Raw genomic sequence first — 14880 nt, 5'->3', positions numbered from 1 at the left:
ATTAAGGGAAAGCTAATGAAGCATTGGGTAGTATCCTGTGTTTACTGTGCGCTTACTTTTACTGCTGCTTCGTCTGTCTTAGCCGATGATGAGCAAAGTAGTGTGGATAAGGCGAGAGAGGCGTTGACCAAGCAGGAGGACGATGCCGATTCCGCTAAACAACTGGAGGAAGTATTCCAGGCGGCGGAGAAGAACTACTCCTTGCTGAAGAAGGGCAAGATGTCTTTGACCTATGCCTTTGACTACAGCTATTTCGGCGACCAGCGTCTGGATATCGACATTGTTAACGGCTCATTCCGAAATTTTGACGTCACACCTGCGGCGCAACATACTTTCACGAACACTTTTACTTTTGACTACGGCGTATTGGATAACCTGACTCTGTCCACGCGGGTGCCGTTGTCCACCAAATATGATACCGAGACTGAGTTAAATAACTCTGATGTAGGAGATATTTCACTCACCGCCCGATGGCAGCCTTTCGCCTATGTCCCGGGGAAGCCTTCCTATACCCTGTTCAGCACCTTCAAGTCTAAAACCGGGGTCAGCCCTTATGAAATAGACGTCAGGCGGCAACTGTCCTCCGGGAGTGGCTACTACTCTTTTTCCGTCGGGGGCAGTTTTTCAAAGGTGCTTGACCCTGTCGTCATATTCAGCTCAGTCAGTTACACCTTTCCTCTGAAAGAGACGGATTTGAACCAAGTGCGGGGAGGGCAGAGACTGGTCTCCGTAGAGCCCGCAAACTCCCTGTCATTGTCGGCGGGCTTTTCTTACGCTCTGTCTTACGATGTGTCGCTCAGCGTGTCCTCGCAGTTGAGTTACTCAGATGAAACCGTACTCACTTTCAACACTGGCAATAAAGCCGTTGCTCAGGATCAGGTAAGCAGCTTGATGAGTTTTGCGATGGGCATTCGCGTCAGTGAAACCAAAATCATCAACACCTCTGTGGGGTTTGGTCTCACGGAGGATTCGCCTGATGTAACTATCGGGGTGTCGATCCCCATCAATATCGCGGGACTTAAAGAGCAATAAGCGGAAACAACAATCAGGCAGAGTTGTAAGATGGGCTTAAATATTAATAAGAATACAAAGCTCCTGGCTACGGCGGGACTATGCGCAGCCTGCTGGAGCGGAATGGCGTCCGCCCAGTTGGCGACGAATCTGATGGTGGACCCCTATGCTCTATCATTGGGCAACGCTGTGACGGCTGCGCCTCCGGGAGTGGCTTCCATTCACTATAATCCAGCTGGTCTGACCAAACTGAAAGGCCGCCAGTTAGCGGTGACGTTGATGGGGGTACACGCTAATGTGCAGGCGGACTTCTATGCACCCGAAGGTTATAACGTATTCGGCATTGATGGGGTGGAAAATGACCCTATCTTCGATGGCGATACGGTTGCTAGAAGCCGCACTAACACCATAGCCCTGTACATACCAGGGTTTGGCTTGCAGCGCCTGCCGAAAGGCCCCCCGGCGTTAGCGCCTTCTGTGGGGTTCAGTCTTAATCCGCCAGGCTCCAAGTTCACTTTTGCGAACCTGACCTACGGCCCTGAAATTCTGGGCTATTACCGGAAGAAGGACGATCCCGCCAGATACTTGGGCAAGTCGTTGTCGCTGCAGCGTTTTACTTATTTATCGCCATCCTTTGGTTATGAGATAAACGATGAGTGGTCGGTGGGGTTTGGCGTCAGCATGTCCTCCCAGTCATTGGCTTTAGATACATACACCCGTGCGCCCAACCTGATGATAGGCGTATTGGAGGTCCTGCAGGACGCCTTCAATTGTGAAACTGGAGAAGAGCCTCTGGCGCCTTTCCTTGGCTTGTGTGGCGGCAATGTGGGTCCATGGGATGATATTGGAGGCATGAGTATTCAGGTGCAGGAAACGCTCTCTCCGAAGTATCACATGGGTGTGTTATGGGAACCGACGGATTGGTTCGCCTGGGGCGCCAGTTATCAAAGTGAATCCGACATGAAGTTGAAGGGGACATACGAACTGGCGTACACCGACGATTGGTCCGGTTTCTGGCGCTCATTCAACGGCTCGATTGTTGGCGCGATCACCGCCGGGATATTCTCACTGCCTTCCGGGACGCCCAGAGAGGCTGGGCAACTCTCCATTGACCTTACTCATCCCCAGCACTTTCAAACCGGCGTCAGCGTGAAGTTGAATCATCAGTTTACCGTGAATGTGGATGTGGGATGGACGGATTACAGTTCCTGGGACGCTTTCCTGCTCAAGTTTGACCGCAATCTGGAATTTCTGGGGGCGGCGCGTCTGTTGTCGCCGAACGCGACGGCCAACACTATGCGCTTGCCATTGGAGTATCGAGATGTCTGGAATGTGGGTATCGGCGTCGAGCAGCATCTGTCCAGCCGTCTTGATCTGCGCTTCGGAGTAGAGATGCGTAACTCTCCGATTCCGCATAACCGCCGAGATATTCTGGCGCCTTTAAACGACACAGTGCTGTATAGCGTAGGCATGGGGTACAAGTGGGATAGAGACACGACGGTGGACTTCAACCTTAGTTATATGCGCAGCTGGCAATATATTCCCGCCGGCTCCAGTTTGAATCTGAACGATGACGGTATCCAGAATATTGTCTACAACCCCTATGCAGGTGTGAATGTGGAGACCAACCTGAAACTGATCATGGCGGGCCTAACCTTCCGGACGGCGTTTTGAACATGAAGAAGATGGCATTACTTCTCTCGCTGGCGCTATTCAGTAGCGGTTCTGCGCTGGCGGACAGGTATTACACCTGGGTGGATGAAAACGGCCAGGTGCGCCATACGCTGATTCGCGAGGCGCAGCCGAAACCAGAACCTGCGTCACAGACTCCGCAAGAAACACCGCCCGCGGCAGTTCAATCGATGTCTGAACAAAGCCCGACTTCCGCTGAGCTGGCAGTACCCCCTGTTGAGCAGCAAAGTGACGCGGGCGCAGCGGCATCCAGTCAGGCGCCGGAAGTCTCTGTTGCGAATGAAAGCCAGGAGGTATCCAAGGGGGGCTCGCCCCAGCCTGCGCCGTTAACGGGCCCCCAAAAATCAGCTCAACGCGAAATCATCGATGAGTCCACATATATGGATGCGGCGGAACTGGAGAAACGCGGATTTGTGCGAGATGGAGATAGTCGCTTTTACACCTGGGTTGATGCTGACGGGGTGATGCGCACGGAAGAATATAACCCGGCTGAGGGTAAAGTCCCGCCTAATGCCCAACCATTGCAGCCCGCACAGGTTGTGGCGAATGAGCAACGGATTGAGAAAAGCAGGCCCTCTGAAAGCGCCGATCCCTATGCGATCGGTTTGCTTGGGCTGGACTCGCAGGATGGGCGGCGGGAAATAGATCTGATCTATGGTCGCTGCTGTGAAAGCCTGCTGAATGACGAGCGGGTTGAGCTCGAGTTTGATGATGGAGAGTTACTGGAAATTCGCAAGGACGAGCAGGGCTACAACTTCGGCGTAGGTTACAGTCTTTATCGGATCGTGGAAGTACCAGAAGGTGGCGTTGATCACCTGTTCCAGTTGCGCGCTTACGCCCAGCCGGACGCATTTTATCCCTCTATCCTGGTATTGGATCGCGATTGGAAGCCGGTGCGCTTTTTACAGGATCTGCTTTATATCTATGAGCCTGAAAACTGGTTTCGCTATGGTTACTTGGAGGGTTTTTTCAGAATTAAGTCTAAGGAAGAGAAATATCTGGTATTGCTGACGACTGGGGCGGATATGAAAAAACGCACTGTGGCGGAAGGCGTGGCTGACAAACCAATTGTTATCAGCCACGCATCCAGTGGAATCTTGCACTTGGCGATACTACCGCCCCAGTGAGGGCGATCGGGGGTTAACTTTCCGGCACGGCGGGGTTGATCCATGGGAAAGAGCGCCAATAGAATAGTCCGCCGCCAGCTGGCGCAGTGCAGTTGTAGCGAAAGCGGCGTCCGTTGAATGGAGCCCGTCCATTCACGGTGACTTCATTATCGACAGCTTCGCTTTCCAGCATTCCCTGCCCGCTGCCATAACAGGTTATTTTGGTGTTCAGATCGGTGCTGAAACGCAGCTGTGGCGGATTGTTGTCCGCAATCAGGATGTTCTGCGGCGATAGCATCTGTGCAGGCAGCGGCAATGTGCTCAGCTTTTCTTTTAACTGCGGAACGGAGCTGAAAGCGTTGGAGGCGGGAAAACGGGGCAGAGAGGTCCAATCGCTATCAGGCCCGATAGGTCCGGAGTGCTGACCTAATCCGACGTAACCCATTGAACTCACCAATTTTTGTAGTGACGCATCGTATTCGCCGTAAGGGTAGGCGAGTAGTTTGAGCGAGGCGCCGGTCTCTTCCTCGATTCTTTTTTCCGCTTGTTCGATATTTTGAGTAATGCGCGCCCGCCAGGCGCTGGCGTCCTCATCGGTTTTGACTTCCACCATATGGATGTGGCCCACGCCATGGTTCGCCACCACGCCGCCGTGTTTACCCATTTCTCTGGCCTGCTCCCAGGTAATGTGAGTGCTGCGGCGATTATCCAGCGCGTCTGGATTCAGGAAAATCGTGAATGGATAACCGCGTTCCTTCAATAGCGGGTATGCGGTTTCGTAGATGCTTTTGTAGCCATCATCAAAAGTCAGCGCGACCGTTTTCTCGGGAAGGTTGCTGCCTTCCTGAAGTGTGCGAATGATCTCCGCCAATGGCAGCACTTGGTAGCCATTATCGGCGATAAACTGCATGTGCTGCTGAAAGAGCTCCGGTGTGGTGGAGGTGCTGCGCGGGGTATCGTCGCTAATGTGATGATATTGCAGTACGTATGCGCGGGCGGGGCTTTCTTGAGCCTGAGCTGATGCGCAAAGCAAGACGCCGGCGGCGATTCCAAGCGCCTGAATCCGACGAGTGATTGATGTTGCGTTGAGAGAATAGCGTCCGTTATTCATAGTGAGTAATAAACCTTCAATACTTCATATGCTTCCGTGATGGCTTGAAACAACGCGGTGTCTCCGCCCCGGTCCGGGTGATGTTCCATGGCGAGGCGGCGGTAGCGAGCCTTAATCTGTCCTGCGTCGCTATCTGGAGAGCACCCCAGAGTGTCCAACGCGGATTGCTTCTGATGAGGGTGTACGTACATCAGCCAAAAATCCCTGATCAGCTTCTCCACGTCTGCGGCGCTGGTGTCGAATAAGTTTTTCGGGTTGAGGTAGTATTCCGCCAAAGGGTCCGCCGCCACCGGCGCATTGTGGTTGCTGTGAGCCTCCGCATCATAGTGATAAAGGGTGATGCGTACGGAGGTCATGGCGAGGACAAGATTATGTTCTTGTAACCATTTTTTTTTCAAGCGATAGAGCGTATGAAACGTCAAGAAATGGGTCTGAAAAAGGTCCAGTGGAGATTGCAGGCAGTTCTCAGAAAAAAGGCTATGTGGCGGCAGGGTCAATTGTTTGATTAGGTCGTGTTCGGAAATCATTGCCGGGCCGGGGAGTAGAATCTCTGCGACGGCCTGTTCCAGTTTTTGCGTGAGATAGCGCCAACTGGTCGGTTCGCGGGAACCTTCCGTACCTGCAAGGGTCAAATCCTCTGGTATCTCTGGATGATCAAAACTCATGAGCGTAAGACTATTTTTAATCCTGATTTTTATGGGCTGGTTGTCGGGCGAAGCCATTGCGGCGCCGAAGGCCGAGTATTGGGGCCTGTGGGATAAGGCCAATGAGCGAAACCCTGCTTTGCTAGATCATAGCACTTGGACCCGTCTTCTGCAGACCTACCTTAGTGAGGATGGGGACGGCTTCGCCAGATTGTCGTACGGCAGCTTCACGACGGAAGAGAAGCGTCAGTTGGACAGCTACATCGCCTCACTGACGTCCGTTGATCCCCGGGAGTATTCCAAAAATACGCAAATGGCTTACTGGATCAACTTATACAACGCCCTGACCGTGCAGTTGGTGCTGCAACATTATCCGGTAGACAGTATTAAGAAGATTGGCGGCGGCTGGTTTCGTTTTGGTCCCTGGGACGATGTCATCACCCATGTGCAGGGGCAGGCGCTGACATTGAACGATATCGAGCACCGAATCCTGCGTCCCATCTGGAGAGACAAACGCATTCACTATGCGGTCAACTGCGCCAGCCTCGGTTGCCCGAATCTCTATCTGGAAGCCTTTGAGCCCAATCGTCTGGAAGAACAGTTAAATAACGCTGCGCAAAACTTCATCCGACACTCCAAAGCCGTGGCCTTCGTCAAAGACAGCCTGCGACTGTCCTCCATCTACGACTGGTATCAAAGCGACTTCGGCTCCCGGCAAGAACTCCTTGACCATCTCGCCAAGTACTCCGCGGAGCCAGAGAAAAGCCGCCTGGAAAACTATAAGGGCGGCATTGAATACGCCTATGACTGGAAGTTGAATGATGCGCAGTAGTTACTCAAAGGTTTGAGGACTTGAGTCAAGCGCTTCCAGAATGTCTTTGCGTTGAAACCTGAGTTTGTTGCTGGTGAACTCAGACCCGAGCCCCATCAGCGGCTGGGTGAGCTGTATTTCGATGTAATCAAAATCCACATTGGATAAAGGTACTTTGCCGCCGTCGTCCAGATATAGTTTTAGTTCTTTAAAATCGAAAGCGGCGTAGCTTGATCCATTATTCTTATGTAGCTCAAGCTTTGTTCCATCAGTAACATATGGCCCTCTTCCTATTGAGTAGGCAGTAATCTTATCTCCCTTTACTAAATTTACTCTTAACTGGAGCAAATTTTCCTGTGTATCGATTTGAGGGCTTTCGGACTGAAAGCTAAAAAACAGGTACGTTCCAGGAGAGGGCAATTTCTCATTTATAGGTTTTACTATTTGTACGAGCCCCACGTGAGGAGAGGAGATTGTCACTTCGTTGGAAGCACATCCTGAAGTAAGTAAGCAAAGGGCCGCTAATGCTTTAAATAAGGCTGCTCTAATCATGTGTATCCTGTTTTATTTCCCTATGGTTCAAAAGGATATTGGCTGGATCGTTTAATACTGGGCATGGTAGTGTTCGTGAAGAGGCGCTAGCAATCGGCCAATCTGAATAGGTTGCGAGAGTATTCTACCCTTAGTAAAAAAAGTATTTACTGTTTACAGACTGAACAAAAACTGCACTGGCGTTAGACGGGGGGATTTAGGCTATAATGCGCACCCGTTAACCGGAGGTAGTGAGATATGACGGCGGCTTTTAAGTCAGAGATGGCGCAGCGCGATCGCTTGGAGTTGAACAAACTGAGAAAACTGCTGCGGCGTGAAGTCGGCAGGGCGATTGCTGATTTCAATATGATTGAGGATGGCGATAAAGTGATGTGCTGCCTCAGTGGCGGTAAAGATTCATACGCCATGCTGGACATCCTGTTGAATCTGAAAAAGCACGCGCCGATCAGCTTTGAGGTTATCGCGGTTAACCTGGACCAGAAACAGCCCGGTTTTCCTGAGCATGTCCTGCCTGAGTATCTAAGCTCCCTGGGCGTTGAATATCACGTTATTGAGCGCGATACATACAGTATCGTGAAAGACAAGATCCCTGAGGGTAAAACTACTTGTGGTCTGTGTTCACGCCTGCGCCGCGGGATTTTGTACGATTTCGCCGTCGAACATAAGTGCACCAAGATTGCGTTGGGACACCACCGCGACGACATCATGGAAACGCTGTTCCTGAATATGTTCTACGGCGGCAAAATGCGCGCAATGCCCCCCAAACTGAAAAGCGATGACGGCCGCAATATCGTTATTCGTCCTCTGGCTTATTGCCGTGAAAAAGACATTGAGCGTTACGCTGGCCTGCGTGAGTTTCCAATTATTCCCTGCAACCTGTGCGGCTCTCAGGAAAACCTGCAGAGACAGAACATCAAAATGATGCTTCAGGACTGGGATAAGCGTTTCCCTGGTCGCTTGGAAAACATGTTCCGCGCTGTGCAAAACGTATTGCCCTCACACCTTTGCGACACCAGGCTGTATGACTTCGACAAGTTGGAGCGATACAGCATGGAGCCGGAAGAGTTCAACCAGATCAGCGTGCTTAACCTCTAGGCATGACGCAGTCGGGTCGAAACTGTCGGCCCTTATCGCCAGCGCAGGTCAATCCGACGGAGAATCAAGCGCCATGACGCCTCTATTGCTAGCCATTCTCAGCATTGTAGTTGGTGTTTTTCCGTTATTGGTCGCCAGTATGGCGAAGACGATTGCAAACTTGCTGGGCGGTTCTCTAAGCGAGGCGGATTGCGAAGGCTGCATGCTGTTTGGGCGAGACATCAGCCCGATTCTATACAGGATGTTCGTCTTCGCCTGGTTGAGTATGTTTACGCTGGGCTTGGGCATGCTCGGCGTCATGGGCGCCATTGCCTGGGCTTTGTTGAGTTAACCCCTCCGCCAACAATTTCACTTATCCGTTTTTCTCGGGCTGTCCATTCCTATCTGGGCCATGGTCGTCACGATCTGCTTCCAATACTCGCGCCGAACGAAATTAACATATCGTAATTCTCTGATTTAATTGACGGCTTTTATGTCTATCCGGCGCTTAGGTTGGCATGAAGAACAGCTTTTATTCGGCGCGTGCGCTGATATGTTTTTCCCCGCTGAGAAGCAGCCCAATCGGTTAGTTTTCTTATCCTATAGGCGTATCTCGACATACGCTCCTGCGCCGACCGCATTTTGCGAGTCGGCTTTTTTTGTCGCCTCTTTTATTTCTTCGACTTATCAGGCTCATAGTCTTTTCCTTTAGGCAAATCGTTTTGCGAATGTGTCATACTCGTGCGCTCGAAATAAGCGAGCAGTACCAGGCCCCGCCTTTCGCTTACACGCCAACTGCCTGACAGAAAAAGGACCTGCTTATGTTAGCCAAATCCTATCCCTTCTATCTCGCCAACGAGCCTGTCGCAGATCCTCGCGGCTGGTTGCCGGTCGAAGACAAATATACTGGAGAAGAATTCACCAAAGTCGGTCTGGCCGATCACGATGATATTGAGAAGGCTATCGCCGCTGCGGAAAAAGCTGTTGCTCCCATGCGCAGAATGCCGGGATACAAACGTCGCGATGTGCTGCTGCACACCGTTGCGCGTCTGAAAGAGCGCTCGGAAGAGCTGGCGCAGGCGCTGGTGCGGGAAGCGGGCAAGCCGCTTAAGGACAGTCGTGGCGAAGTGGCGCGTCTGATCGAAACCTTTCAGATTGCAGCGGAAGAAGCCGTGCGCAATAACGGAGAGTGGCTGGATCTAGCTTATTCCGCTCGCAGCGAGGGCTATCAGGGCATGGTGCGGCAGTTCCCGATTGGCGTCTGTTCGTTTATCACCCCCTTTAACTTTCCTTTGAATCTGGTGGCGCACAAGGTGGCGCCGGCTATCGCCGCGGGTTGTCCGTTTGTACTCAAGCCCGCCAGCCTCACGCCCATCGGCGCGCTGATCTTGGCGGAAATTCTGGCAGAAACAGATTTACCCAAAGGCGCTTTCTCCGTCGTGCCCTGTAAAAAGGACGACGCCATGGCGCTGATTTCTGATGAGCGCATCAAGCTGCTGAGCTTCACTGGCTCGCCAGCGGCGGGGTGGCCCATGAAAGCGAAGGCTGGCAAGAAAAAGGTTGTGCTGGAGCTGGGCGGCAACGCGGCCTGTATCGTGGAGCCGGAAACAGACCTGGATAAGGCTATTCCACGCGTCCTTTTCGGCGGCTATTACCAGTCTGGACAAAGTTGCGTGAGCGTTCAACGCGTGCTGGTGCAGGAGTCTCTGTATGAAGACTTCAAACGTCGCCTGGTGGCGGAGGTGGAAACGCTGAAGACTGGCGATCCTAAAGATGAGGATACTTTTGTGGGGCCGCTGATCAGCCGCAAAGAAGCGGATCGTGTGGCATCCTGGATTAATGAAGCGGTGGAGGCGGGCGCCGAACTGCTGATCGGCGGCGAGCGCAGCGGCAATGTCATTACGCCTACGGTGCTGGCTAATACTCCGCGCCATTGCAGCGCTTACAACGAGGAAATCTTCGGGCCGGTGACCGTTCTGGAATCCTACAAGACTTTTGACGACGCGCTGCAAGCCGTCAACAACAGCAAATTCGGCCTGCAAACCGGCGTATTTACCCGAGATGTGGAAAACATGCAGAAAGCCTGGGAAGAACTGGAAGTCGGCGGCGTTATCATCGGTGACGTGCCGTCCTGGCGTGTGGATCACATGCCCTATGGCGGCGTGAAAGACAGCGGCATCGGTCGGGAAGGGGTGCGTTACGCCATGCAGGACATGAGTGAACCACGCTTGCTGGCGATCAAGCGCCAAAGTTGATTGTGTTGCGAGGGATTCAGGCGCTGCTATTGCGCCTGGATACGGAGTACGTGTGCAAACCCTGTGGAGAACTGAATGAAAACAGAGCACGGGGGCGAGAAAGCCTCAGACCTATTTGTCAAAGCGCTGGAAAATGAAGGCGTCAAATATATCTTCGGCGTGCCCGGAGAAGAAAACCTGGACTTACTCGAGTCGCTACGGGGTTCATCCATCAAACTGGTGCTGACCAGGCATGAACAGGCGGCGGCCTTTATGGCGGCCACCTATGGTCGCTTGACCGGGAAAACCGGCGTGTGTCTATCTACATTGGGGCCTGGCGCCACCAACTTGGTGACTGGCGCCGCCTACGCAAAACTGGGCGCCATGCCGTTGCTGATGGTGACGGGGCAGAAGCCGGTGAAGAAGTCCAAGCAGGGCTTGTTTCAGATTGTCGATGTTGTGGACATGATGCGCCCGTTGACCAAGTTTACGCACCAGATCATCAACGTAAACACTATTCCTTCGAAGATCCGCGAGGCGTTTCGCCTGGCGGAGGAAGAGAGGCCGGGCCCTGCGCATCTGGAGCTGCCGGAAGACATTGCTGAAGAAATCTCCGACTCAGACGTCATGTTGTTCGAATCCAGCCATAGCCGTCGTCCGGACGCCAATGATCTGAGCATTCAGCAGGCGCTGGAAATGATCCAGAACGCCAGGCATCCGCTGGTGCTGATTGGCGCGGGGGCGAATCGTAAGCGGGTGTCCGAGGCATTGTTAGGGTTTATTGAGAAAACCGGCATTCCGTTCTTCAACACCCAGATGGGCAAAGGCGTGGTGGATGAACGCCATCCCCTGTTTATGGGCACCGCGGCCTTGTCTGACGGCGACTATCTACACTGCGCCATCGATTTTGCTGATTTGATCATTAATGTCGGCCATGACGTTATTGAAAAGCCGCCTTTTTTTATGGAGCCCGGTGGTAAGAAAGTCATTCACATCAACTTCAATTCCGCCAATGTGGATCGGGTATATTTCCCGCAGTTGGAAGTGGTGGGAGATATCGCCAATTCGGTGGTGAGGCTGACGCAGTTGCTGGAGCCGGTAAATACCCACGACTTCGAATACTTCAAGCGAGTCAAGGAAGAAGTTGAGAAACAACTGTGCGAAGGGTCCGAAGACAACCGCTTTCCAATCATCCCGCAGCGGCTGGTGGCGGATGTCCGCAAGGTCATGCCAGACGATGGCGTTATCGCTTTGGATAACGGCATGTACAAGATTTGGTTCGCCCGTAACTACAAGGCGCACATGAATAATACGGTGTTGCTGGACAACGCGCTCGCTACCATGGGAGCGGGATTGCCCAGCGCTATCGCGGCGGCGATGCTGCATCCTGAATTGCAGGTGATGGCGATCTGCGGCGATGGCGGGTTCATGATGAACAGCCAGGAAATGGAAACGGCGGTGCGTCTGGGATTGAATCTGGTGGTGTTGATCGTGAACGACAACGCTTACGGAATGATCCGCTGGAAACAGGAGCAGGGCGGCTTTCATGATTGGGGGCTGAGTTACGGCAACCCTGACTTCGTTAAATACGCTCAAGCCTATGGCGCTACCGGTCATCGCGTGCAACGCGCCGAAGACCTGTCTCCAACTATCAGGCAGGCTTTTGCCGCTGGGGGCGTGCACTTGATTGACGCGCCAGTGGATTATTCGGAGAACCGTCGCGTACTAACCGATGAACTGGCGCGCAGAGTTTGTCTGGTCTGACCTCTAAGTAGTCTGTCCCTATCCAGGTCCCGAGCCGCCACGGCCGGGGCCTGCTTCCTCAAGTTTGAAGCCTCGCCATCTATGACCTATAAACTAGTCAGGCGATATCTTTTGTGGAAGGACCCTCTCCAACATTATGGCCAAATCCCATGCCGTCGGGACCTTGCTCTGTAACCTGCTTACTGCGCTGGCGTATTTCGCCACGGGTAGAATTGGTTTATGGCTGACCACTGACAGCACCTATGTCACGGCAATCTGGATTCCTTCCGGCATCGCACTCGCTGCAGTATTGTTGGGCGGCTATCGCTTAAGCGCAGGTGTTTTTCTTGGCTCTCTGATTAACAACTTAAGCGTTACCCAAGGCTTTCCCGATGACGAGATATGGCCTTGGCAGTTGTTTACATTTATCTCGATTGGCGCGGGTGCGGCCCTGCAGGCCTGTCTGGGTCGCTATCTGGTCATACGTTTCGCCAATTATCCTGGTCGCTTGGCTGAGCTTCCGGAGATTATTCGTTTCTTGTTTTTCGCCGGGCCTGCAAGCTGCCTGTCTAATGCTTTTATCGGCAGCAGCAGTTTACTCTTGGCCGGCTTTATACCCATAGAGAGTTATGCGCGCTCCCTAGGCGTCTGGTGGATCGGCGATACCATTGGTGTTGTGGTTTTTACCCCGCTTTTATTGGTGTGGGGCCTGCAGCCACGTGAATCCTGGAAGAAGCGTCGCTGGCCGGTGACATTTTCACTGCTTGGCACTTTCTTTTTGGCCACGGTCGCTTTTCTGTACGCTAAATCCTGGGAGGAGAGCAGCCTGAGGTTACGCTTCTTCAGCGAAGCTCAGGGCTTCTCAGCAGCCCTGAATCAAAGTCTGGAGGCCCATTTGGATGTGGCCAGGGCTATTGAGAAAAATCTTCCGCGTACGGCGCTCATTGACCGTAGCGGATTTGAAAAGGCGGTATCCTGGGCGATGACGCGGTATCCGGGATTTCAGGCGATGTCTTGGAATCCATACCTGCGCAGTTATGAACGAGAGATGTTTGAAGCCGGGCTGCAAGAAGACTATGGCGCCGACATGGGAATTGTTCATCGGCGGGATGGCGAGTTGCTCCGCTCGCCGGAAAAGCCGATTTATCTGCCCGTACGCTACATCTTTCCTTTAGAAAGCAATCGGGGCGCGCTTGGGTTTGACGTATCCTCCAATCCGTCCCGTTTGACCGCCATCGCCGACGCAAGAGTCTCAAGAAAGCCGATCATGACCGGCCCGATCAATTTAGTGCAGCACCCTTTAGATAATGTAGGAACTCTGGTGTTTTATCCGCACTTTCTCAACGACGGGAGCCCGGATGGGGCGGCATCTCCTGCGTCTGCGTCAGATCAGGATGATGAAGCCAGTGATGAAGACTATCCGGACGGTTTCATGGTGGCGGTGTTTCGTATCCATTCATTGCTGAAACATTTCGTTAACCTGCTGGGTATGGACGGCTACCACATTACCCTCAGCGACATTACGGAACAGCGCCAGGTGATGCAGGAAATGGAAATCAATAAAGGAAAGCTGAGGGTATCCCAGTCGACCACAGAGGAAGACGTCATTCATGCCCGCCAGTATCGATGGGAGCACCAATTCAATGTCCTGAACAGGGTGTGGGATCTGGATATCGCCCCAACCAAAAGCAATATCGCAGCAAACACATCTATCAACGCCTGGATCGTATATGTGTTGGGACTGCTCTTTACTGGCGTCAGCGGTATGGTGTCACTGTTCTTCAGCGGCCGCACGCTGGCTCTGGAAATACTGGTCGATGAGCGCACGGCGGAGCTAAGGCACAGCGAGCAGCGCCTGCGAGCCATCTACGAACACACGCCGGATGGTCTGCTGACGGTGACGGAGGATGGAGCGATTACCGCGGTAAACCCGGCGGTGGAAAGCCTGTTTGGATACGCTTGCTCCGACTTTGCGGGCCTGAATATCCGAGTGCTGGTGCCGGATTTTCAGACGCCAGGCGCTGGCGCGAGTCATGACGTCGCTGTGATGGAAGCGGGTCCGGGCTATTTGCAGGGGATACGTCGTAATGGACAGGACTTCCCTTTGGAACTGCAGACTGTGCGATTGTCCCAAACCCCGCCAGCGTCTTATCTCTGTATCGTGCGGGATGTGACGGAAAGAGCGGAAGCGGAGCGAATCAAGGATGAATTCATTTCCACCATCAGTCATGAGTTGCGGACGCCATTGACCGCCATCAACGGTTCACTAACATTGCTGGACGCCAAGATCGCCCTGGCGGCGCCGGAGAGATACGAGCATATGATTGATATTGCAAGACGCAATACGGATCGCCTGATCAACTTGGTGAACGCTATATTGGATCTGAAAAAAATGGCGTCAGGAGAAATGACGTTGCAGCTCAGCCGCATCAATCTGGCGCAACATGTCAGCGATGTGCTGGCGCTCAACCAAGGGCTGACTCATAGCGCTAACGTCAGCTTCATTCTCAAGCTTCCGACCGACTGCGTAATAATAGTGGAAGCGGACGAGGAACGTCTTACTCAGGCGTTGACCAACCTGATTTCCAACGCCGCCAAGTTTTCGCCTCCGCATACGGACATTTTGGTTTCAGTTATCCTGGAAAACGGCTTCGCGCGGGTTTCCGTCACCGACAAAGGGCCTGGCGTGCCGCCGGAGTTCCAGAACCGCATATTCGGCCGCTTCGCGCAGGCCGACTCCTCCAACACCCGCAACAAAAGCGGAACCGGCCTCGGCCTCAACATCTCCAAGGCCATCATCGAAAGACATGGCGGCAAAATTGGCTTCCACAACAATCCGGGCGGGGGCTGTACGTTTTATTTTGAATTGCCGGTGCTTTCCTGAATTATGCAAGACATTGCC

General features: G+C 53.0%; 12 protein-coding genes. 9 read left to right on the top strand and 3 right to left on the bottom strand.

Annotated elements, in window-relative coordinates:
- Positions 1-15 precede the first annotated feature (15 nt).
- Genes AC2IBB_RS22930 through AC2IBB_RS22920 form a run of 3 tightly spaced genes read left to right on the top strand, consistent with a single transcriptional unit; the run spans position 16 to position 3830 of the window.
- A complete protein-coding gene (locus AC2IBB_RS22930) occupies positions 16-1032 on the top strand; it encodes a transporter (RefSeq protein ID WP_486329058.1) in 1017 nt (338 codons plus the stop codon).
- A 30-nt stretch (positions 1033-1062) separates the two neighbouring features.
- Positions 1063-2685: an OmpP1/FadL family transporter gene (locus tag AC2IBB_RS22925; protein ID WP_486329057.1), complete on the top strand. Its 1623-nt coding sequence runs from the start codon at positions 1063-1065 to the stop codon at positions 2683-2685.
- Positions 2686-2687: 2 nt separating this feature from the next.
- Positions 2688-3830 (top strand): MalM family protein, encoded by a 1143-nt coding sequence (locus AC2IBB_RS22920; RefSeq protein ID WP_486329056.1) that lies wholly within the window; start codon positions 2688-2690, stop codon positions 3828-3830.
- A 13-nt stretch (positions 3831-3843) separates the two neighbouring features.
- On the opposite strand, the gene AC2IBB_RS22915 is transcribed toward AC2IBB_RS22920, so the two are convergent.
- Both AC2IBB_RS22915 and AC2IBB_RS22910 read right to left on the bottom strand, forming a co-directional pair.
- Positions 3844-4920, bottom strand: coding sequence for a polysaccharide deacetylase family protein (locus AC2IBB_RS22915; protein WP_486329055.1), 1077 nt, complete (start codon positions 4918-4920; stop codon positions 3844-3846).
- Complete coding sequence (locus AC2IBB_RS22910) at positions 4917-5585, bottom strand: DNA-J related domain-containing protein (RefSeq protein WP_486329054.1); 669 nt, start codon at positions 5583-5585, stop codon at positions 4917-4919. Before AC2IBB_RS22910 ends, AC2IBB_RS22915 begins: the two co-directional genes overlap by 4 nt.
- On the opposite strand from AC2IBB_RS22910, the gene AC2IBB_RS22905 reads away from it, so the two are divergent.
- Positions 5584-6396 (top strand): DUF547 domain-containing protein, encoded by an 813-nt coding sequence (locus AC2IBB_RS22905; protein WP_486329053.1) that lies wholly within the window; start codon positions 5584-5586, stop codon positions 6394-6396. The two genes, AC2IBB_RS22910 and AC2IBB_RS22905, sit on opposite strands and share 2 nt — an antisense overlap.
- Here AC2IBB_RS22905 and AC2IBB_RS22900 read toward each other — a convergent pair whose 3' ends face one another.
- Entirely contained in the window at positions 6397-6927 is a 531-nt protein-coding gene (locus AC2IBB_RS22900) for a hypothetical protein (RefSeq protein WP_486329052.1), read from the bottom strand. It lies immediately after the preceding gene.
- 237 nt (positions 6928-7164) lie between these two features.
- On the opposite strand from AC2IBB_RS22900, the gene ttcA reads away from it, so the two are divergent.
- From ttcA to AC2IBB_RS22875, 5 genes are all read left to right on the top strand, one after another.
- Positions 7165-8022 carry a tRNA 2-thiocytidine(32) synthetase TtcA gene (ttcA, locus tag AC2IBB_RS22895; protein WP_216739023.1) on the top strand — a complete coding sequence of 286 codons (858 nt, stop codon included), beginning with the start codon at positions 7165-7167 and terminating at the stop codon, positions 8020-8022.
- Between the two features lie 73 nt (positions 8023-8095).
- A complete protein-coding gene (locus tag AC2IBB_RS22890) occupies positions 8096-8353 on the top strand; it encodes a hypothetical protein (RefSeq protein WP_486329051.1) in 258 nt (85 codons plus the stop codon).
- A 469-nt stretch (positions 8354-8822) separates the two neighbouring features.
- On the top strand, positions 8823-10256 hold the full coding sequence (locus AC2IBB_RS22885) for an aldehyde dehydrogenase family protein (RefSeq protein WP_486329050.1): 1434 nt from the start codon (positions 8823-8825) through the stop codon (positions 10254-10256).
- Between the two features lie 75 nt (positions 10257-10331).
- On the top strand, positions 10332-11999 hold the full coding sequence (locus AC2IBB_RS22880) for an acetolactate synthase large subunit (protein WP_486329049.1): 1668 nt from the start codon (positions 10332-10334) through the stop codon (positions 11997-11999).
- A 136-nt stretch (positions 12000-12135) separates the two neighbouring features.
- Positions 12136-14862, top strand: coding sequence for a CHASE domain-containing protein (locus tag AC2IBB_RS22875; protein ID WP_486329048.1), 2727 nt, complete (start codon positions 12136-12138; stop codon positions 14860-14862).
- Positions 14863-14880: the final 18 nt, after the last annotated feature.

The sequence above is a fragment of the Hahella sp. NS-SX17 genome (assembly GCF_057367735.1).
The sequence above is the reverse complement of the archived record's forward strand: the minus strand, read 5'-3'. Positions and strand labels throughout refer to the sequence as shown.